Raw genomic sequence first — 22,510 nt, forward strand, 5'->3', positions numbered from 1 at the left:
GAGCCTCTGGGAAATCCGTTTCGCCGCCTTCATTCATACTTCATCCGCGACCGACAGTGGTCTGACGGCGGTTCGATTCCGCCGGTCGGCATTACAGCGGCCAGAGCGGCGAGGTTCCTCCCGTACCCATCCCGAACACGGAAGATAAGCTCGCCTGCGTTACGGTGAGTACTGGAGTGCGCGAGCCTCTGGGAAATCCGTTTCGCCGCTTCCATTCATACTTCACACATCTCAGAGAGCACCAGCTGTGGCTGTCTGGGAGTTCCGTACTTGTCCTCACAGTTTGTTCTTTCAAAACAGACATTCAATACCCTCGAGATTATTACGACTCGATTCGTAGAGATGGTATGGCTGTTTCGACGGGGATCAGTAAGCTAGACGAGATCCTCGATGGTGGGTTCCAAGAGAATCGAACGGTCCTCGTTACTGGACCGCCAGGAACCGGCAAATCGACACTCTCGATGAATTTCTTACAGGCTGGACTCGAGGAGGGATCACCCTGTACGTACGTAAGTACTGAACAGACGCTCGAGGAGTTACGTGATACGTTCGAGCCGTTTTCGTTCGATCTCGAAGACGAGCTGTTGACCGTCATCTCACTGCACGCTCGTCCGGGGAGTGGGACCGAACAGTACGAACAGGGAACAATCGTCGAGACGTACGGCACGGACCGATCTGACGACGAGGGGCAGTATCTCCTCCGAACGCTAGAGGGAAACAACGAGATCGACGATCACCGCATCGAGTTCACACCCTCGAATCTTCGCGAGTTCTTCCGGTTCAACGTGTCCGGTGATCGTGTGGTCATCGACAGCATCTCCGGTCTCCAAAGTGTCAGCCAAAACGATAACACGTATCGGCGACTCCTCCTGGATCTCATCCAACTCTTGAACGATCGCCACGATGCGACAGCGGTATTCACAGCGGAATCATCACACCCACAGTACGACAGCAACCCGCTCGGTCAGTTCTCTGTCGATGAGCTCACACAATACAACTTACATGGGGTTATTCGTCTCTCTCGCGAGCGACTCCGCGGATCGGATCGGCGATTGCTCGAGGTCACGAAGATGCGTGGTGTCGACTACGATTCTCGACAGTTCGAGTTGGTCTTCGACAACGGCGGTATTCGAATCCTTCCGGAGAAACGGACGTTCAGCTCTGAGCTGTTGGTCGCTGACCACATTCCAACTGGCATCGATGGGTTGGATTCGTTACTCGGCGACGGGCTCTTAGCTGGCGAGAGTACGGTTTTCCAGCACGATGGGAAAGCCGAGGTTGGCGGGATTCTCTACATTATTCTCTCGAATTTACTCTCATCGGATCGGTCTGTCGCGCTCTTACCACGCATCGACTCTCAGCCGCTGTTTCCCCAGTCGGTTTTCGAGCGTCTTGGCACGTCGATGGACGACCGCCTTGACGCCGATCGGCTGTTCGTCTTCGACCACAACGGCGTGTGGGAAGACCATCAGAACGTCTTCAAATCTATCGCGGACGAGCGCGGGATTAAAGATGCAATGGCGACGGTTCACAATCGTGCGCGTGGTGACGGGGTCGTCATGGCACTCGATACGAACACGCTAGCACACATGCTTGGCGCGGAATCAACGCGACGGGTTCGCTCGTGGCTCCAATCGACTGTCCTCACGTCGTCTGATACCGTCGTCGACATTCATAATCCAGCACTGTTGCAGGATGACCTCACCACGTTTTACGTCGATACCGCATCGCAGGTTCTCGAGACGTGGTTGAACGACAGTGGACTGCAGTACATCCAACTCCGGAAGAGTTCGACCGGAGATGTCGGGGCCGTTCGACTCATTGAATATCTCGACAGATCGCCGTACGTCAGAGTTGTCACGTGATCCGATTCATGCTCGAGTCTGTAGTTTGATCTCTGGACCGAAAAGAACGGTTTGAGACTCGTTCTGTGGCACTTCTGAGGGGGTTTACATCCATCTCTGCGTGAACGCAGCTGAATCCCGAGCGATGGGAGTTTCTGGTTTGTAGTCCAATTCCTGACTACCAACCCTTTTGGGCACGGGTAGTCCAACAGCGTCGGACTGGTGGACTACTGGCGGTGCCAAACTGCTGTTACCCTTTCCTCGACCGTGTACGGCGTCCCGGTGTTTTTGCCACGGGGACGCCAGCAAGCGTCGGTAGAATCGAGGGTACCGTCTGGTTCGCTTACAGTAGTCGGGCAGCCGCCTCCGCACGGGACGCAATCCGTTCCGTTCCACCCGATTCCTACCTCATGGAATTCCGAACGGTCATGTAGCGGTAACCGAGTCACACAAACGATGAAACGACTTCTCTTGATTGTTCTGTCGCAGCGATGCTCGTTCTTGCGGGCTGTGCTGATGGGACTAGTATAGATAACGGTGAGCAGACAGTCGAAGGAGAGACCGATGGTGACCTCGAGATCCACCACATCGACGTCGGCCAAGCCGACGCCACGCTTCTGATCGAACCATCCAGTGAGACGATGCTCATCGATTCCGGCGACTGGCCCCAAGCAGGAGCCGGCGTGATCGAGTACCTCGAGGACCAGGACGTCGATCGAATCGACCATCTCGTTGCAACACACGGGCATGCCGATCACATCGGCGGCCACGATGCGATTATCGAACACTACGAAACCGAACGGAACGGTATCGGTGTGGCCTATGACTCTGGCGTTGTCCACACGAGCCAGACGTACGAGCGGTATCTCGACGCCGTTGAAGACCACAACGTCGAACTCGAGGTCGTCGAAGACGGCGATCACTTCGAGTTCGGAAACGCGAACGTCGACGTGCTCAACCCGCCTGCAGGAGACTCGGGCTCAGACCTTCACGATAACGGTGTGGCGCTCTCCATCGAGTTCGGTGCGTTCTCCTATCTCACCACCGGCGATGCGGAAGCCGGTGCGGAGCAACGGATGGTCGACGAACACGGAGACCGACTCGAAGCAGATGCCTACCAAGCGGGCCACCACGGTTCGACGACGTCCTCGACAACGCCGTTCATGGATCAGGTTACACCGGACGTGGCGATCATCTCGAGTGCGTACGACTCCCAGTACGGACATCCACACGACGAGGTTCTCGAGGACTTCGCCGATCGAGGCATCGACACGTACTGGACCGCCGTTCACGGCGACGTCGTCCTCACGACTGACGGGAGCGATGTCGAACTCGAGACGGAACACGAGTTCTCGACTGATGCTGCGGCTCTCCTCGAGGAGAAGCCAGCTGACGATGACGACACGCAAGCGTCGCTCACCCATCCGATTGACGTGCCTACAGCACCACTAGCGAGTTAATGACCGAAACCTACACCGCGACGCTCGATCGAATCGTCGATGGGCAGATAGCGGTGCTCTTGCTCGAAGAGGACGACGAAACCGTCGACCAACTCGATGTCGACGTAGCGACGCTGCCGCCAGCGGCTCAGCACGAAGGGGCGGTTCTCGAGATTGCTGTTGAAGCAAGCGAACTCTGTGAAGCCGAATATCTCCCTGAAGTCACACAGTCCCGTAAAGAGACTGCACAGGAGCGCTTCGACCGTCTCTCGACGAGGTTGTCGGATCGAGAGTAACAGTAGAGTAGTGTAATACTACACGTGCTTAGTGAGCACAGAGGTTGTGATCTGTTTCGTAATTCTTCTGCAATCTCTCGGCAGAAAGCCGTACGTTCATAGCCATCAGGCGAGCGGGAGGGCTTGCTGGTTTATGATCGGCATGCTGACACGCGGCGGTGCGCTGTGACGGCAAGACAGAGGAGTGCGACGAGCGAAACGAGGATACCGAAGCCTGGAACTCCGTCATCTTGACCATCGACACTGTCGTCCGACGTTTCTGAGCTATCTGACTCCGATCTGTCGCTGCCGGACTCGGCTACACTAAACTCCGTGTCGGCGGTAGCGGTGTTTCCGTTGTTGTCGGCGACAGTGATGGTTGCACTGTAGGACACTCCGTCCTCGAGTGTGAGGGTGTGTTCTGCTGCCGAGGAGGTGATGTCGGTGTCGTCGCTCGCTGTGACGTCTTCACCGTTGAGTTCCATCGTGACTGAACGGATGTCGATACCGGAGCGATCATCGTCGTACTCGAATCTGACTGTCGTCTTTTCGACATCCGAATCGAGCGTCGAGCCGTCGGCCGGTGATCGGTCACTGATCACCGGCGACTCGGTATCGGGGACGAACGCGCCGTAGGTGGAGAAGCCAGTAACCGAGGCCGTGAGGAACGGATCGTCGTCGATCCGCGTGACGGTCGACCCTGCGACAGGGTCCCAGCTCCCGCTTGCGTCATCGTAGTAGTGTAACTCGACTTCGTCGGCCGATGCACTCCCGGGGAGTTCTTCTTCGTCGATCGCCATCGAGATCGACGCGCTCTCGACAGTGCCCTCCTCGAGGTAGTAGTCGAGCAGGTTGTCGAGGTCTGCGGTGATGAAGCCGACCCCGAGGTCGCCGTCCTCGAGATTCGCGTTGGCGGTCGTCTCCGACAGTGAGACGAACAGGTCCTGCGTGAGGATTGCCTCGTCGGCCTCCTCAGCGACCTCGAAGGCGATGGCGGTGCCGGTGTCGTCGATCTCGATGACGCCATCGTTGAGGGTGAACCGGGTGTCGACGGTGACCGACGCGGTGTCCGTTCCTTCGTTCCCGGCGTGGTCGGTACCGACGCTCGTAATCTCGTAGGTTCCGGTCTCGCCGGTGGCGAACGTGCCGGTGAAGTGGGTGTCGCTTCCGCCGACGGGGAGCACCGAGACCGACCCGCTGTCAGTCGAGCCATTGGGCGCGGTGAACACACCCTCAACCTCGGGGGGTTCTGCAAGTGGCTCGTCGCTCTCGACGACGACCGTCGCGCCCTCGCCGTCGATGTCCTCGAGGGTCGCCGAGAGGCGAGGCGCGTCGCGGTCGATCACAAGTGGATTGTCTGCGGCGTCCATTCCGACGCTGCCAACTTGGTCGACGGCCACCACTGACACTTCGTAACGGCCGTCGTCTTCGACCGAAGCAGGCGAAACCGTCGCCGTCCACGTCTCGCCTTCGTCATGGCTCGCCTCGAACGAGCGGACGTAATTCGTCTCGAGTGAACTCACTAACACGTTCACCGTCTCGAGGTCAAGATCGGCGTCGATCTCGACGGTGACAGGAACGTCCTCGCTCGCGTACACCTGTTCCGTCTCGGTCTCGGGATCAAAGCCGACTGAGTGGCCCGCGACGTCGATGATCGACGCCTCGACGGTTGGTTCGGTGACTGTAACCGTGCCAGCGTTTCTCCCGCCAAGCTCGAGGTCGTAGGTGCCCGTCTCCTCGGGAGCGTAGGTGACGTTGAGCGCGCCGAGGTGGTAGTAGCCCGGCTCGAGCGTGACCTCCTGAGTGCCGACGACGGCGGTGTCGCCGGTCTCGGTGTTCGTGGCGGTGAGTTCGACTTCCTCGGGGCCGTCGATCGTACCGTTCTGATAGATGCTGCCGGTGACGTCAATCTCTTGTCCTTCGACGAGTTCGACTTCGGAGACGCCCGCGGCAATGACCTGAATGTCGGATTCGGCGGGGATGACTTCAATCGTGCCGGCGTGTCGGTCGCCGAGTTCGAGGTCGTATGTTCCCGCCTCGTCGGGCGCGAACGAGACGTTGAGTGCGCCGAGGTGGTAGTAGCCCGGCTCGAGCGTGGCCTCCTGAGTGCCGACGACGGCGGTGTCGCCGGTCTCGGTGNCGAGGTCGTAGGTGCCCGTCTCCTCGGGAGCGTAGGTGACGTTGAGCGCGCCGAGGTGGTAGTAGCCCGGCTCGAGCGTGGCCTCCTGAGTGCCGACGACGGCGGTGTCGCCGGTCTCGGTGTTCGTGGCGGTGAGTTCGATTTCCTCGGGGCCGTCGATCGTGCCGTTCTGGTAGATGCTGCCGGTGACGTAGGTCTGTTCGCCCTCCACGAGTTCGACCTCGGAGACGCCCGCGGCGATGACCTGAATATCGGATTCGGCGGGGGCGACCTCGACTGTTCCGGCATCTCTGTCACCGAGTTCGAGGTCGTACGTCCCTGCCTCGTCGGGCGCGAACGAGACGTTGAGTGCGCCGAGGTGGTAGAAGCCGGACTCTAGTGTTACTTCTTGTGACCTCACAACCTCGCGCTCGTTGGTCTCGGTGTTCGTGGCGGTGAGTTCGATCGTCTCGGGATCGTCGACTGTGCCGTTCTGATAGATGCTGCCGGTGACGAACAACTCCTCACCCTCGACGAGCTCGACCTCGGAGACGCCTGCAGCGATGACCTGAACGTCGGAGTATGCTTCTTCGACGTCGACCGTGCCGGCGTCGAGATCTCCGAGTTCGAGGTCGTACGTCCCCGGCTCATCGGGGACGTACGAGATATTGAGCGCGCCGAGGTGGTAGTAGCCCGGCTCGAGGGTCACCGCTTGGGAGCCCACGACCTCGCGCTCGCCAGTTTCGACGTGCGTGGCGGTGAGGTCGATCGTCTCGGTCGCCTCGTGGCTACCGTTCTGATAGATACTGCCGGTCACGTGAACCGGCTCTCCCTCGAGGATATCCACTGCCGAAACCGACGCCCCGATCACCCGGATGTCGGTGACGATTTCGTCGACAGTGATCGTGCCGATCTCGCGATCGCCAAGCGTCAGCTCATAATCGCCCGGTTCGTCGGGCGTGAACGAGATGTTGAGCGCGCCGAGGTGGTAGTAGCCCGGCTCGAGAGTTACGGTTTGGCTGCCGAGCACGTTCGTCTCACCGCTTTCGACGTCCGTGGCGGTGAGTTCGATCTCCTGGGGACCGTCGACGTTACCTGCTTGGTAGATGCTGCCGGTCGCGTAGAGCTCGTCGCCCTGTGTGACTTCGACCTCGGAGACGCCCGCAGCGATCACTTGGACGTCGGAGTACGCTGCCTCGACCTCGATCGTGCCGGCGTGTCGGTCGCCGAGTTCGAGATCGTACGTTCCCGGTTCGGCGGTGAACGAGACGTTGAGCGCGCCGAGGTGGTAGTATCCGGGCTCGAGAGTTACGATTTGGCTACCGAGCACGTCCGTCTCACCGCTTTCGACGTTCGTGGCGGTGAGTTCGATCTCTTCGGGACCGTCGACGTTGCCGGATTGGTAGATGCTGCCGATGGCGTAGAGCTCGTCGCCCTCAACACCCTCCACGTCGGAGACACTCGCGGCGATGACCTGAATGTCAGATTCGGCTTCTTCGACCTCGATCGTGCCGGCGTGTCGGTCGCCGAGCTCGAGATCGTACGTTCCCGGTTCGGCGGTGAACGAGACGTTGAGCGCGCCGAGGTGGTAGTAGCCCGGCTCGAGAGTTACGGTTTGGCTGCCGAGCACGTTCGTCTCACCACTCTCGACGTTCGTGGCGGAGAGTTCGATCTCCTCGGGGCCGTCGACGTTACCTGCTTGGTAGATGCTCCCGACTGCGTAGAGCTCGTCGCCTTCGACGGCTTCCACGTCGGAGACGGACGCCGCGATGACCTGAATGTCTGATTCAGCAGGTTCGACCTCGATCGTGCCGGCATGGCGGTCGCCAAGTTCGAGGTCGTAGGTGCCAGCTTCGTCAGGCACGAACGAGATGTTGAGCGCGCCAAGGTGGTAGAAGCCGGGCTCGAGCGTGATCTCCTGAGTCCCCACGACTTCGTGCTCGCCGGTTTCGGTGTTCGTGGCGGTGAGCTCCAACGTCTCCGGGCCGTCGATGTTCCCCGCTTGGTAGACGCTCCCGACTGCGTAGAGTTCGTCGCCTTCGACGGCTTCCACGTCGGAGACGGACGCCGCGATGACCTGAATGTCCGATTCAGCAGGTTCAACCTCGATCGTGCCGGCATGGCGGTCGCCGAGTTCGAGATCGTAGGTGCCCGCCTCATCCGGGACGAACGAGATGTTGAGCGCACCGAGGTGGTAGAAGCCAGGCTCGAGCGTGATCTCCTGAGTACCCACAACTTCGCGCTCGTTTGTCTCGGTGTTCGTGGCGGTGAGTTCGACCGTCTCGGGACCCGAGACTGTGCCGGCCTGATAGATACTACCGATGGCGTAGAGCTCCTCATTTTGTACGACTTCGTCCTCAGAGACGGACGCAGCGATGACTTGGATGTCGGAGTACTGGTTTTCGACAAATACCGTCTCGACAACGAACCCGTTGAGCGAGATCGTCACGTTCATTTCGTCTTCGCCGGCAGGCAGATCCGCTTCCGTCGGCGTCCACTCGAATTCCACACCGCCGGGCGTCGCACCCGGGCCGACTTCAACGGTCGTGGTTTCGACGCGCTCTCCGTCGATGTTTAGGTCGACGTCGTAAGTGCCGGGGCCGCCGTTGTTGAGCAGATCGCCGGTGATCGTAATCGTCTCCTCGAGCACGACCGACGACTGGTTCACGTCTGCGCCGTAGATGAGGATGTCCGCGTCGGGATCTTCAGTGACGGTGACTATTCCAGCGTCGACACCGCCGACACCCAACTGGAACTCACCGGCGTTTTCGAAGGTCCACGTAAACGTGACATCCGTGCTCTCGCCCGCCTCGAGCGTGACCGTCGTGCTCTCGACCGTCTGGCCGTTGACCTCGAGCGGAACGGTCAGGTCACCGTCTCCATCGCCGACGTTCTCGACCGTCGCCTCGATCGTCGCGTCCTCGCCGAGTACGAGTTGCGTCGGCATCACAGCCGCCTCGAGGACTGCAAGCTCGGGATCTGGATCAGGGGTTGGATCGGGGGTTGGATCAGGAGTCGGTTCGTCGTCGACCGGCGACACCGAAAGCGCGGCCGTATCGAACGCAACCGGGTCCGGATCGTTCGTGATACCCGTGACGACGACCGCCTCAGCGCCATCGTACGCGAGGTCGGATTCAAAGGAGAACGTCTCTGTGAAGGTGTCACCCGGCCCCAAGACACGCGGCATCAGGCTGCTTTCGTCGTACAGCGTGTCGACATTCGTGGGAAGTTCATCTCCATCGAGAACGCCGGCTTCGACGACGCCGAGTGCGGTGAACTGGGCTGCAGCGACGTCACCTGTGTTGGTGACCTCGGCGACGACTGTGATCTCCTCGCCGTCTTCGACGTCGACTGTGCTCTCGTCGGTGAGGATCTCCACCGTGAGTTTGACGTCTTCGGGGTCTGGTAGCGGTTCGACCTCGAGGTCGACCGTCTCGGTTGCTGCTTCGTCAACCGACACGTCGGAGACGGGGATCGCTATCCACTCGTCCGTAAGGACGCTCACCTCGTAGGTTCCCGGCGGCACATCGATCGCGTACTCGCCGTTTTCGTTCGTAACGAGACCGAGTTCGATCGGCTCCGCATCGAACTCACCCGACGTGGTATCGCCGTCCATCATCCGAGGAGCCACGTGTGAGTCGCTGGCGACCGGTTCCCCGGTTTCCATATCGATGACCTGCACCGGGATACCTGCGACGGGATCTTCACCGTCAGTGACGGTCCCCGTGATCGTTCCCGGAGCAACCGGTGGCTCGATCTCGAGGTCCAGTGTCGTCGTTTCACCCTCTTCGACGACGACGTTCTCTTCGGTTACCGTCCCGAGCGATGGATCCTCCGAGAACGTCGAAACAGTATACGTACCCGGTTGGAGCGTAAGTTCGTAGCTGCCGTCCTCGCCCGTCACGTCGCTTTGGCCGCCAGCGCTGACGAAGACGTTCGCCACGGCTTCGCCGGTCTCCTGCATGGTCACCTGACCGGTGATCGTGCCCGGGTCCGGAATCGGGGTGAGTTCGATGTCGAACACCTCACCGTCGAGGATGTCTTCATCGACAGTGATTATCTGCTGGTCGTAACCGGCCGTGTCGAAAGCAACTGACGGTGTTTGCGTACTGTGTTCAGGGATGTTGATCGCGTACTCGCCATTGGCGTCGGTTACCGCCGTGTACAACGGACTGCTCGCGAAGAACCGAGATTCGATCTCGACACCGGCAACCGGCTCGCCGGTCTCCGCGTCTGTTACCGTTCCAGTTAGAACGGGAATCGAATCGAGCGTGATCGGATCGAGCGCCGTTTCCTCCGCGGACTGGACCTCGACGTTCTGTCTGTACCCGTCGGCGAAACCAGTCGCCGCGATCGGATCGAATTTGTAGGCACCTGGTGGCACGTCGACGGAAAACTCGCCGGAACCGTCCGTCACGATGACCGTTGTGAACCCGTCCGGTGCGGTCGCCGGTTCGTTGAGATCGACCTGTTCGATCACGGTGAGTTCTGCTCCTGCGATCGGATTGTCGTCCTCGTCGACGATCGTTCCGGTGATCGTCCCGTCGGATTCCTCGAGGTCGTCTCCGTCGCTCTGTGGGGCCGTCGCGAACGGAGCGAACTGGATCGGCCCACTGTCGATCTGGATCTCGTCGCCGTCGCCGTCCGCAACGACGTCCGTATCCTCGGCGTCGACAAACGGCTCGTCGCTCCCGGTGGTGGTGCTCGGCCCGCTCTCGGCACCCCACCAGTTGTTCGTCGCCTCGAGTGCGGGCGAGTGACCGTCGTATCGGAGGCCGTAACCGCTGTTTCCAGCGATGTTGTTTTCGGTTACCGATATTTGATTAGCATCCGGGCTGACGTACACGCCCCAGACATTGTTGATTTGATTACCCGTGATGTCGATGTCGCCGTTACCGACTGATTCGATACGGAGTCCAAAGCTGTTCGAATCAAGTGTGTTCGAATCAACCATGACCGCACCGTCGGCATTGATCCTGACACCAGCAGCGAATCCGGATCCACCGTCAATGTGTCCACTGACATCGTTGCCGAGTAGTTCAACATCAGCGGCTTCGTTGATATTGATCCCGTCTCTATCGTTGTCGACGATCGTGTTTCCTTCGACGGTTACACCAGATCCAGAGTCCAACTCGATACCATGGTCGCTGCTACTCCGAACGTGGTTATTAATTAGTGTAACACTGTCACTGTTACGGACCCATATTCCGAGGCCATCGTTGTCTTTGACCTCATTGTTCTCAACGGTCGCTGTTGTCGCAGAGAAAACTCGGATTCCGTATCCGTCGTTTTCAAGTACGGTATTGTCCGTGATTTCACTGATTGCTGACCAACCTTGGATACCGTAGCCACCGTTGTTCTCCACGTGGTTATCGGCGATGACGCCGTCAGCGACAATCGCGTTCCCGGCGTTGTCGCGGACGGTGTTGTTTGTTACTGCCTCAGCGTCGAACCCCCGAATACCGATATCACCATCAACAACCAGATTCGAGTCAATCGTCGCGGCGGTGTCATCGCTGTCGATTCCTCCATCGGTGACGTTCAGAACTTCGTTGTCAGAGATGTCAACTGCACCTGAGTTTCGAACCCAGATCCCGCCACCAGATTCATTGACGTCGTTTGCCTCGATGGTTCCCGTCTTGACCTCGTCGAAGCGAATCGCGTGAGAAGCGTGTCCCGTCAGTTCGGTCGTCGAGATCGTCACGTCGTCCGAATCGGTGGCGACGATGCCACCCGTATCCTCACCGTCGCCGGTGCTGTCGGAGACTTTCCCATCGACGAACGTTGCCTTTTCAACGCCGTCGAACTCGACGCCAGTGGCGTATCCTTCAACCGTTGTCTCTGAGATGTCGACGTCCGTTCCGCCGAGCACTGCGATCGCATGCTCGCCCCCTGCACCCGCTTCGGTCACCGTTACGTCTGTAAGCGTCACGTCGTCGCTTTCGACGACGAGGACGCCGATCGGCATCCCCTCAGTGTCGATGTTTTCAACCGTGACATCAGTTGAGTCGACGACGAAGGCCTGTCTCGCATTCTCCGGAGCGGTCGTCCCGGACTCGCCGGTTGCATAGAACAGCGGCGAGCCGTCCTCGAAGACGTTGTTGTCGACGTCGTGTGCGAAGTGCTCGAGCTCGTCGCCGTCGACGAGGAGTCCGGACTCGAGGGTGTTCTCAAACAGTTCGACGTCGCTCACGCGCTCGAGGACGAGATCGGTCTCGTGGCCGACGTACTCGTTGTCCTCGATCTCGATCTCGGAGACGTAGGGGGTGAATACGGTGCCGTTCCCGTTCGACTCGAATCGGTTGTCGGTCACGAACACGCCTGTCGGGAACTCGTTGTCGGGGTCGGGAGGTGAGCCGGTCCCACCACCGCGTCCGTCCGGCGTGATTGGGGCTGTGATCGTGTCGACGTATAGCCCGATCTCGCCGCTACCGGCGATCTCGTTACCGGAAACGGTGGTGTCCTCAGCTGCACGGAAGAAGTCCTCCGGGACGTTGCTACCGGGTGCGGTTGCAGACCGGTACGCCAGACGGACCCCGTGTTCGGCGCTGTCGGTGATCTCGTTGTCGCGGATCTCGATCCCTGTCCCGAAGTCGACGCGGACGCCGTCGACGCCGGCGTTCGTGATCTCGTTGTCGATCACTGAGCCCTCGTTTCGCTGGTCGACGAATGCCCCGTCAGTTGCCCGCCCATCGCCCGGGCCGGTGAAGAAATCGTCGTAGAACACGACGCCGAACCGGCCGACGTCGATGATCGTGTTGTTCTCGAAGGTACCGCCGCTGGCGGAGCCGACCTGTATGCCGTTGCCGTCGCCGCCTTCGATGTGGTTCCCGTAGGCGTGAAGGTCGCCCGCCGAGCCGGAGAACCGGATGCCGGCGTCGGTGCTGTCGGTGATCTCGTTGTATTGGAGCACCGTTTCGGTCTGGTTCGACGACGACGAGATCCCGACGTCGTTTCGAGCGAGGACGTTACCTTCGACGGTGACGCGCGTGGTCGCTTGGAGCCGTACACCCGCGTTGCTCTCGTTGAATCGGTTGTTTCTGACCGTGACGTCGGTCGTATCGAAACGGGTTGAATCGACCTCATTTAGATCGAAGCCACCTCCTCGTGTAACGAATACCCCCGAGGGACCACCGTTCGTTATCTCGTTGTTCTCGATGATAGTTCCAGAGGAAAACCCGGCAAGATTGAGTGCCGAGCCGGAGGTATTTTCGATGACGTTGCCCTCGATGAGGGCGTTCGCGGAGCCGTTGTACGTCTCAGAGGGTCCTGGACTGAATCCGAGCTGGATCGCCGCGCCGTTCCCGACGTTCGTGATGTCGTTACCGCGGATCTCCGCGTTCGATGAGTCAAACGGTTTGATGTCGGGCAGGTCGAATCCGTCCTCGTAGACCAGTATCCCCCGGCCAACGTCGGTGAGCGTGTTGTTCTCGATGACGACGTTCTGTGAATCGATCGCCTGGATTTGGTGTCGGTCGTCGCGTGAATCAGATACGCCGTTACCTCGGATCTCAACGCCGATCGATTCTTCAGCCAAAATTGCCACCTCGTTCCGCTCGAGTTCGTTATCCTCGATGACTGCACCGTTGACGCTTTGCACATAAATACCCGAGTCGCCACCAGATTGGCTGTTGTTCTCAACGGTGTTCCCACGGATTTCGATGCCCGTCAGAACCCGTTTCTCGTCGGTTCCCTCGTCAGTTCCCTCGACGTGAACACCGACCCCTCCGTTATCAGCTACCGTCACGCCGTCGATAGTGACGTCGGATGCGTCCTGCACGCTGATTCCGTGTTCGTCGAACTCACGGACCTCGAGGCCCTCGATCGTGACGTTGTCCGCCGTAACAATGATACCAGTCGAACCTGCGGCTTGGGTGCCGTCGAGTATCGTCGGCTCGTCGCCAACGGCTGCAAGCGTTAGACCGTCGACGTCGATGACCAGCGATTCGTCGAACGTTCCAGATTCGACGTAGATCGTATCCTCGTTATCGGCAGCTTCGATTGCGCCCTGAATGCTCTCGTCGCTCTCAACCGTAGTGGGTGTCACAGCACCGGCCACACCCACAGCGAGGGCAGCACCACAGATCACCAGAATAGCGAGTCCCACGAGTACTCGCGATTTCCGTCGTATCGAAGTCCGCTCCGCGTTTGTCATGGTAAAGATAATTCTCAATGTATCATAACATTCTGCTTAGCCAGACCGTAGTGGGGTACTTAGCTCAGTCTAAGTAGGTCACTCTCGTTTCGGAAGCCGAACGATCACTGTGGTTCCCTCCCCCAGTGTGGATTCAATATCGACCGACCCACCGTGTTGTTCCACGATCTTCTTACACAGCGCCAGTCCAGCACCTGTTCCGGGCGTCTGTTCTGCGTGCTGGCCTCTGGTGAATAGCTCGAAGACGTACTCGAGTTCGTCCGGGTCGATACCGACACCTGCGTCTGTGACGGTGAGCACGTGTTCGGTCTCGGTTGTTGTGGCCTCGACCGAGATCACCGGCGGCGCAGGACCAGAGTACCTGATTGCGTTCGAAATGAGGTTCTGAAAGAGCCGAACAAGTTGGTGTTCAATGCCGCTCACTGTCGGCAACTCGCCGACGGAGACTGTCGTGTCGGTCTCTTCGATCGAGAATCGAAGGCTCGTCGTCGCCTGGTCGACGACAGCAGCCAGCGAGACCGGTTCGAACTGGTCGTCGTTGCGTTCGATTCGTGAATACTCGAGCAGGTCCGACAGCATCGTCTGCATTCGCTCGGCGTTCGTCTGTGCCACCGCGAGTATCTCGTCGTTCTCGGCCGAGAGTTCCGGCTCTGACCGACGGACGCGGTCGATGTATCGTTCGGTCGTTCGCGCTGGTTGCCGCAGGTCGTGAGAGATTGCGGTCGTAAACGTCTCCAACTCGCGGTTTACCGCCATCACCTCATCTAACTGAGCCGAAAGCGCTGCCTCGAGCGAACGCTTTTCGGTCACATCTCGGAGTGTCATCGTTCGGCCAATCAGGTTCCCATTGACGTCGACCAGTGGTGTCTTCGTCACGGCCAACTTCCGCGGTGTCGCATCGATTTCACACGAAATCTCGCTGCTAACGGTGGATCTGTCTTCGGAGGGCTCCGTTTCCGTTACTATCTCTGGAAGAGTCTGATGGACACTGGTACCGATTACTGCGTCGCCGTCAAGTTTGAGTATCGTTGCTGCTGCATCGTTGATGTCGACGATTTGCTGTTGGCTGTCGATGACGATGATCCCTTCAGAAAGGGTATCAACAACCGTCTCTCGAGCAATCGGAACCAGATCTAGCAACTGATAGTGATAGATGGCTGCAAAAAATAACACACCAGTTGCGACGAAACTGAACGGTGTGAGATCGAAATTCGATGGAACGTAGAGATCGGTATGGAACGCAAGGTTAGCCGCCATCGGAACGACTGCACCAAGCAGTAACAGCCCCACTTGTCGACGATACACCTTCGGTGCCCAGACGAAGAGCTGTGCAAACAGTACTGCACCAGCGGCCATGAGTGCATAGCCGTACGCTGCGTGAACCCAGAACGCCAGCCCGAACGCCTGATCGATAAGCAGTAGCGATCCATCGTTAACGGACTTGATACCGAACGTCTGACGGATCAGCTCGTGTCGTGGGTTTGTCCAGACAAGCACGAGATACGCCGTTGGGACCACCGATAGTGTGCCAAGCGTCCGTGGCGTAAGTAAGTGATCTCGACCGGTAAACTGCAACGCAAACCCGATCCACGCGATTGGGACGGCAGCGACGGCGATGTGGTTGGCATTGGCCCAAAACAGTTTCGTCCCTTCAGTTGCGCCAGCGATCTGCAATCCATATGTAACAGCCCACAGCATCATCGCGCCAATCAGCAACAAAAACGCGGTGCTACCGGGAACGTCGCGCTTTTGCCACGCACCAACAGCGACGACACCCATCGTTGCCGCCGCTAACAGCAGAAACAGCGTATAGATCGTCCACTGCCACTCCCACATCGCGAACAGTGCGGTTGAAAGTGAAGATGCGGCTATAATATGTCCAGTAGGAATATCGCAATAATAAAATTATTGATGAGATCACCATCCCAACACCCGACTCAAAAACGGCTCGCAACTGAGAGACGGAGGCTGTTACTCCAGTGTTAGTGTGGACCAATCGCCGCCAACAGCGTTTGGGACGTACCGATCTCGGTTTTCGGCGAACGACAGCGATCGGAGTTGTGGAGATACTTTCCGACAACACGATTCATGCACCGATCGCACGCAAACGCTCGTCGTCGCCGGCGGGCCGTGAGACGCGATCGGGCGTGTACTGACTGTTGTCCGACAGGATGCTAAACAGGACTGCAGAGACGGGCGAATGTCACTGTTCTTGTGTCGGCACCTTCTCACCGCGACGGCCGGACAGCGTCTCGATGTCGATTTCGTACCACGATTTGTCGAACGTCTCGTCGTCCATCCAGCGGATATCGCCCGCAGCGTCGTCGGCACGACCGAAAAACAGGGCGGCAACCCGACTCGAGACTTTTTCCGATGGGATGTGATGGATCGTCCCAGTCACGATGACACTCGCCCATGTCGATGTGTCTTGGAAGGCGTACGTCGAGAACGTTACCTCTTCGCTCGTTGAGACGAACTGCTCTTTCTTGCTCGAGTCAGTCGAGACGAACTCCATCACGATTCGATCATAGCCTTCATCGTAGCCATACGAGATCGGCAGTCCGTACGCACGGTTGTCGTTCGCCAGACAGAGCGTTCCATGTCCTTGCTGTTCGAGAAACGCGGTCGCTTCAGCAGTTGACAGCGAGTAACCGATTTGGTCGTGCATACTACTAGCGTATCAGCAAGATAGATTGAATGTTACCCCGCGACGATGGCTTGTGCGGCTTTCGAGTGCAGTTCACCGAACACCGGCCACTTGCGTTTCCACTCGGGGAGTTTGTTGTTCTGATCGTACTCAGACGGTTTGTCGTCCTCTGGGCTGTTCTCGTAGTCCCAGCGGACGTGGTTGTAGAGTTGGCGATGAACGTCGAGTTGGTGTTCCAGCCACTCCGCTACCTCTTGTGTCGGGTAGGCGTGGTAGCGGTGACTGTACTCCATCGCTGTCTCTTTGTTTTAGACGTGTCTACTTACTGATTTGTGTCACTGGTTGTCGGCTTCATCCCCAACCACGGTGATGCTGTCGGTGCAGCGAACCACATCCACAAACGACCGCCGATTCACTCTCAAAACGAGGATTTAAGTCCTCAAGTTAGTAATCGACACTATTCAACTCCCTGTTGAGTTATGATGCGACCCAACTGCATGACCGCTACTGACGAACATGGCTGACGAGACGCCCGCATTCGAGGGTGAACACGCCAACAAAGGGACCGACAGGGAAGAGAGTATAACAACGGAATCGACCATGTCCGAGTCGATTCCCGACGGCACGACAACCGACGCGATCGATGATGTTCTCGCATCGGCACGGACTCACTCGAGGCCGCTGTTCGAGGACGACCCGCTCGAGCCACCCCGTGAGCCGACAATCGACGAGACGTTTTTCGAGTTCGACTCCCTCGAGCGATACCGCTGTGAGGAGTGGACGTGGGTCAACGAGCCCTATGCCTACCTTGCGACTGTCTTCGACAGTTCGACGGATGAGCCTCGTCTCTGGATCGTCGAACCACACCTCGATCAGTTCGAACAGTACGTTCGTGACGACCTCGAGGAGACGCTCCGACGCGAACTACTGTACGCCGATGAGACCGGTAAACGGCCGTCTCAGCAGGTTTTTGACGAGCAAGCAAGAGACGTAATCCAGAGACAAGCCACGACAGTCTCCGAGACATCACTACACAAAATCCTCTACTATCTGCGTCGGGACTTCATTGGCTACGGGACGATCGACCCGCTGATGCGTGCTGAAGCAGTCGAGGACATCTCGTGTAGCGGCGCGGAGATCCCGCTGTACGTCTATCATCGCGAACACGGAAACGTGGCGACGAACCGTCGACTCGGCGCAGAGCAGCTCGATTCGTACGTCTTGCGACTCGCCCAACGAGCCGGCAAACATCTCTCGGTGTCGACTCCGCTCGTCGACGCAAGTCTTCCGGACGGCTCTCGTGTGCAGGCAACGCTGGGTGGAGACGTGACGACACGGGGATCGAACTTCACGATCCGGAACTTTACGGATACGCCGTTTACCCCGGTCGAATTGATCGACGTCGGTACGTTCAGTGTCGAGCAGATGGCCTTTTTCTGGTTTGCCGTCCAGAACAATCGCTCGCTGTTATTCGCCGGGGCGACGGGGTCTGGAAAGACGACGAGCATGAACTCGATGTCGTTTTTCATCCCACCGCAGAGCAAGGTCGTCTCCATCGAAGACACGCCCGAACTGTCGTTACCACACGACAACTGGATTCAAAGCGTCTCGCGAGAGCCAACGGGCGATCAGGGACGCGGCGAAGTGTCGATGTATAACCTCCTGAACTCGAGTCTGCGACAGCGACCCGAATACATCCTTGTCGGTGAGATTCGAACGGACCCGCGGGTCGCATCGACGTTTTTTCAGGCGATTTCGACCGGCCACACGGCGTATACGACGTTTCACGCGAACTCAATTCAGGGGCTGTTGAGTCGGATGCAAAACGAGCCACTTGGCGTTCCCGGACAGATGCTCGCCGAACTCGACCTCGTCTCGATTCAGAAACAGGTCCGCGTCGACGGGCACCCGGTCCGTCGAAACGACGAAATCGTCGAGATCATCTCCCGAAACGACGACCCGGGAACGCTACAGACCCGTGCGGTTTTCGAACGCGACCCAGCTGCCGACCGGTTCGACCGGGCACGAACGTCACGAACACTCGAGGACATCCGTGAGGAACGTGGCTGGTCGTCGAACCGCGTCGAGACTGAACTTCGGCGGCGTCGAGAGATCCTCGAGTATCTGCTCGCAAACGACCTCGATGACTACGACACGGTCGTCAAAGCAACGACGATGTTCGCGCGCCAGCCGGATGCCGTTGTTGACCTCGTTCACGATGACGCCCTCGAGACCAGACTTCGTGAGGCGATGGAGGAGCCGACGTGAACGGGGACACGCGGCGTGTCGACGACGCGCGAGCGCTCGACGGGGGCGCTGGCGATGACGATCCGAACGGCGTCGACAACGAGTCAACGGCAGCCGAACAACGACAGGCCGCGTTCAGCAACGACCACAGCCGGTTGCGTTCGTGGTTCGAACGCCATTCGGAACGGTACACTGGATTGAAACGGCGGCTCGCACAGGCCCGGCTTTCAACGGCCGTCGATGCGTACCTCGCGCAGAGTGCCGTGGCGAGTCTGAAAGCCGCTCTCGGCGGCGCAGTGCTCGTTAGTATTGTCCTCGCTGTTGTGAGCCTCGCTGACGTTTCCAATCAGCTACTCGAGGCGGCAAGCCTTACGTCGGTGAACACAGCAGCACTCGCCATCAGCTCCGTCTCAACCGGAGCACTCGCCTGTGGTGGTGCGGTGTGGGGATTTCGGGTTCATTACCAGCCACGTCGCCTCGTCGCAGCGCGTCGAAGCGAAATCGACCTCGGACTGCCTTCCGCGATCACGTTTCTGTACGCCATGACCGGCGGCGGCGTCGATATCATCACCGCGATTCGGTCGCTGGCGGACGAAGAAGAAGTGTATGGAGAGATTGCAGCAGAGTTCAGCCAGATCGGTCGTGAGATGGATCTCCTCGGTGCCGACTTCCAGACTGCGCTTGCCCGAACAAGCGATCGAACGCCGAGCGAGAACCTCCAACAGTTTCTGGACAACGTCCTCGGCGTCCTAGAGTCGGGTGGCGATGTCAGTCGGTTTCTCGAGGACGAAATCGACGAACAGGCCGAACTTGCCCTCCAGCAACAGGAGGCGTTTATCGAACGGCTCGGCTTACTGAGCGAGGTGTTCATCGCCGCGTTCGTCGCCGGGCCGTTGTTTCTGATTATCACGCTGTTAGTTATCGGACTGCTCGGCGGGGTCAGCGTCCTCGAAATCGTCGTTGTGATCTATGTCGTCTTGCCGTTGTGTGCGGCTGGATTCTTCCTGCTGGTCGATCTGGTCGCCCAACCACAGCAGCTGACCCCGTCGGTGTCGAGTGACACATCGCGGCGACCGAACGGCCACAATGAGGCCGGGCCGGTCACAACCGATTCGTCGCTGGATGACGACCCCCGATATCAGGCGTACCAACGAACCCGCCTCCAGACGAGAGTTCGTACGCGACTTTCGAACGCAGCCGAATACGTCATCCGACAGCCGGCCTACGGGTTTGCCCTGACAGCGCCACTCGGGGCTCTTTTCGCGGCCGGTGTCGTCCTCGCCGGCGTGGTTCAGCCAACGGCCACCGAAATCGTTGCCCGACCAGTGTGGACGACGATCTGGCTGGCTCTTCTCCCCGGCCTCATCACAACCGTTCCCGTCTCGTTGCTGTACGAACGCAATCGACGACGTGAGCGCGCCGTCATCGATCAGTTCCCGGACGTTCTGGAGACGCTGGCGAACGCAAACCGGATGGGCGTCCCCCTCACCGCCGCGTTCGAACAGGTCTCGAGTGCGGGTACTGGGCCGATCCGAAACGAGCTCACGACGGTTCGAAACGATATCGTCTGGAACCAAGACCCCTCGACGGCGTTCCGTCGCCTCGCTGATCGGCTGCCGATCCCTCGAGTCGCGCCGACGTTGACGATCGTCGCCGAGGGCAATCGGATCAGTAGCGAACTGTACGAAGTCCTCGAAATCGCAGGCAAGGAGCTACGGATTTACGCACGCCAAGAGTCGGCCCGGCGGAACGAAGTCAGCCCATATCTGGCGATCGTGTTCATCGGATCGTTCGTCTACCTGTTCGTTATTGTTGTCTTGAACGCGAGCTTTCTTGGACCGATGGCTGAGACCGCTGTTCCGGACACGGACCAAGAATCAATGGCGCCGGCAGCGCTCTCGATCGACGTCGACGTGTATCGAACAGTCTTCTTTCATTCGGCACTGATTCAGGGGATCGTGGCCGGGCTGATCGGTGGCAAACTCACCGAGAACAGCCTTCTGAGCGGTCTGAAGTACGCGATCGCGCTGACGGTACTCATCACCGGGGTGTTTCTCATCGTATGACCTTCCACAACGGGTTCGACGCCCGTGCCGTCTCGCCGCTCATCGGCGCGATTCTCTTACTCGCGATTCTCGTGGCCTTACTCGGTCTGTTACAGCTCAATGCGGTGCCCGCTCTGACGAGTCAGACGGAGTTCGAGCACAACCAGCACGTCCAGGGCGAACTGAAAGACCTCACGGCGGGCCTCGAGCGAACAGCGACGACCGGAACAGGCGAGTCCGTCGCGATCACTCCCGGCGTGCGCTACCCGTCTCGAGTGGTACTAGTGAATCCACCGCCGGCATCCGGGACCATCGAAACGGCGTCGGCGAGCCCCATTACTATCGACGGTGCCCACGCGAACGGTGCAACGGGCGACTACTGGGACGGCGACACGAAGTCGATCTCGACGCGCTCACTCGTCTACGAGCCTCGCTACAACGAGTACGACAACGCCCCGGCGACGGTAGTTGAACTGGGCGCGCTGTACAACCGAGTCGACGACACGACGATCGTAACCGAAGACCGCGGTGTCATCGACGGCCGAACACTCTCACTGACGACCGTTGCGGGCGAGTACCGCCACACCGGCGTCGATCGAACGCTCGTCGATCTCACTCCCTCGAGCGCCGAGACTAGAACGGTCACCGTCACCGACCGCGAGGACCCAATCACGCTGACGCTCCCGACCGACCTCGACGAATCCGAATGGGAGTCACTGCTCGAGTCCGAGCACGATCCGAACGGCGATCCGGACAACGACCGCTACGTCACCGACTACAGCTGTGCGAACGAGACGCCCGGGCCGTGTGGTGAACTCACTGTGACGTTACAGTCAGACGTGACCTACGACCTCCAGCTCGCTCAGGTTGGCGTGGGCCACAGCTCGGTGACACAGACGCCGACGTACCTCACCGACGTCGCGGGCAACGAGACGAGCGTCCGCGCGGGAACCCAGCAACGACTCGTCACCGAAGCCCGAGACGAACTCGACAATCCGGTTAGTGGTGTCTCAGTCACCGCCGATGTCGTCTCCGGTCCCGGAACGATCCGAGCGACCGAGCAACGCTCGGATACCGACGGTCGGACGGCCTTCGTCTACGACGCACCCGAGACTGTCGACGGCGTCGAATCGGTCACTGTCGAAGCGACGTTCGAAGATGGTGCTGCCGAGCAAACGGTGACGTTTGAGCTTCGTGTCTGGGGTGAGTCGACAGGAGACGGATCAGATGATCTACCTGATGAGTCGGAACCAGATGATCCATCTGAACGGGACGGTCCGACAATACAGATCACGAACGTCGACGATCAGAGCAATCCAGTGTTCGACCGCTACGAGGTGACAGCCGAGATGGACAGCACCGAGGCCGACCTCTCACACGTCGAGTTCGAACTCATCGATTCGACAACCGGCGACGTCCTCGTGACAGTGACCGATTCGACGATCTCTGGCACCAGTGCGACGGTCACACAACGACTCGAGCGACGGTCTGAGTCAGAACCCAGTACCGAGTATCGAATCAACGCGATCGTCTACACAACTGATGGCACGAGTGCCGTCGACGAGTGGATCCCTGACTCGACCTGAACGGTCAGCCTAACAAAAAACCTATTAAGATTGTTATATATTGTATAGCATAATGTTCGAGCAAACGCGACTGTGGACACTCGATGTGAGGGGCGACGCGCGTCCGACCCCGCTCTGGAAGGCAACGGAGGTCGTTCCGTCTCGTGGCTGTGA

At 59.0% G+C, this 22,510-nt stretch carries 9 protein-coding genes, 1 rRNA gene and 1 pseudogene; 7 read left to right on the forward strand and 4 right to left on the reverse strand.

Features of this window, described 5'->3' with window-relative positions; genetic code table 11:
* The first annotated feature begins 92 nt into the window (after positions 1 to 92).
* The 4 genes from rrf (at position 93) to C495_RS16605 (ending at position 3,579) form a co-directional block, all read left to right on the forward strand.
* Positions 93 to 214 (forward strand): 5S ribosomal RNA (gene rrf, locus C495_RS16590).
* Between the two features lie 133 nt (positions 215 to 347).
* Positions 348 to 1,865: an RAD55 family ATPase gene (locus tag C495_RS16595; RefSeq protein WP_008165034.1), complete on the forward strand. Its 1,518-nt coding sequence runs from the start codon at positions 348 to 350 to the stop codon at positions 1,863 to 1,865.
* Positions 1,866 to 2,335: 470 nt separating this feature from the next.
* Entirely contained in the window at positions 2,336 to 3,304 is a 969-nt protein-coding gene (locus C495_RS16600; protein ID WP_008165036.1) for a ComEC/Rec2 family competence protein, read from the forward strand.
* Entirely contained in the window at positions 3,304 to 3,579 is a 276-nt protein-coding gene (locus tag C495_RS16605; RefSeq protein ID WP_008165037.1) for a DUF3006 domain-containing protein, read from the forward strand. Before C495_RS16600 ends, C495_RS16605 begins: the two co-directional genes overlap by 1 nt.
* A 131-nt stretch (positions 3,580 to 3,710) precedes the next feature.
* Here C495_RS16605 and C495_RS16610 read toward each other — a convergent pair whose 3' ends face one another.
* From C495_RS16610 to C495_RS16625, 4 genes and pseudogenes are all read right to left on the reverse strand, one after another.
* On the reverse strand, positions 3,711 to 13,832 hold the full coding sequence (locus C495_RS16610) for a right-handed parallel beta-helix repeat-containing protein (protein WP_083902512.1): 10,122 nt from the start codon (positions 13,830 to 13,832) through the stop codon (positions 3,711 to 3,713).
* 78 nt (positions 13,833 to 13,910) lie between these two features.
* Positions 13,911 to 15,668 (reverse strand): sensor histidine kinase, encoded by a 1,758-nt coding sequence (locus tag C495_RS16615; RefSeq protein WP_008165043.1) that lies wholly within the window; start codon positions 15,666 to 15,668, stop codon positions 13,911 to 13,913.
* A gap of 367 nt (positions 15,669 to 16,035) precedes the next feature.
* Complete coding sequence (locus C495_RS16620) at positions 16,036 to 16,500, reverse strand: pyridoxamine 5'-phosphate oxidase family protein (protein ID WP_008165044.1); 465 nt, start codon at positions 16,498 to 16,500, stop codon at positions 16,036 to 16,038.
* Positions 16,501 to 16,538: 38 nt separating this feature from the next.
* A pseudogene (locus C495_RS16625) lies at positions 16,539 to 16,772 on the reverse strand (helix-turn-helix domain-containing protein); the annotation flags it as partial.
* A gap of 223 nt (positions 16,773 to 16,995) precedes the next feature.
* On the opposite strand from C495_RS16625, the gene C495_RS16630 reads away from it, so the two are divergent.
* From C495_RS16630 to C495_RS16640, 3 genes are read left to right on the forward strand one after another with little or no spacing between them, the layout of a single operon-like run.
* Positions 16,996 to 18,747 (forward strand): type II/IV secretion system ATPase subunit, encoded by a 1,752-nt coding sequence (locus tag C495_RS16630; RefSeq protein WP_008165046.1) that lies wholly within the window; start codon positions 16,996 to 16,998, stop codon positions 18,745 to 18,747.
* Complete coding sequence (locus C495_RS16635) at positions 18,744 to 20,792, forward strand: type II secretion system F family protein (RefSeq protein ID WP_008165048.1); 2,049 nt, start codon at positions 18,744 to 18,746, stop codon at positions 20,790 to 20,792. The genes C495_RS16630 and C495_RS16635 overlap by 4 nt, the downstream gene beginning before the upstream one ends.
* Entirely contained in the window at positions 20,789 to 22,357 is a 1,569-nt protein-coding gene (locus C495_RS16640) for a hypothetical protein (RefSeq protein ID WP_008165051.1), read from the forward strand. Before C495_RS16635 ends, C495_RS16640 begins: the two co-directional genes overlap by 4 nt.
* Positions 22,358 to 22,510: the final 153 nt, after the last annotated feature.

Origin of the sequence: Natronorubrum sulfidifaciens JCM 14089 (assembly GCF_000337735.1) — an archaeon.
Classification (GTDB): Archaea; Halobacteriota; Halobacteria; order Halobacteriales; family Natrialbaceae; genus Natronorubrum; species Natronorubrum sulfidifaciens.

Bases quoted from the DNA above. Each gene is read 5' to 3' on its own strand.
- C495_RS16595 (WP_008165034.1), top strand. From the start codon at position 348: ATGGCTGTTTCGACGGGGATCAGTAAGCTAGACGAGATCCTCGATGGT.
- C495_RS16600 (WP_008165036.1), top strand. From the start codon at position 2,336: ATGCTCGTTCTTGCGGGCTGTGCTGATGGGACTAGTATAGATAACGGT.
- C495_RS16605 (WP_008165037.1), top strand. From the start codon at position 3,304: ATGACCGAAACCTACACCGCGACGCTCGATCGAATCGTCGATGGGCAG.
- C495_RS16615 (WP_008165043.1), bottom strand. From the start codon at position 15,668: ATGTGGGAGTGGCAGTGGACGATCTATACGCTGTTTCTGCTGTTAGCG.
- C495_RS16620 (WP_008165044.1), bottom strand. From the start codon at position 16,500: ATGCACGACCAAATCGGTTACTCGCTGTCAACTGCTGAAGCGACCGCG.
- C495_RS16630 (WP_008165046.1), top strand. From the start codon at position 16,996: ATGGCTGACGAGACGCCCGCATTCGAGGGTGAACACGCCAACAAAGGG.
- C495_RS16640 (WP_008165051.1), top strand. From the start codon at position 20,789: ATGACCTTCCACAACGGGTTCGACGCCCGTGCCGTCTCGCCGCTCATC.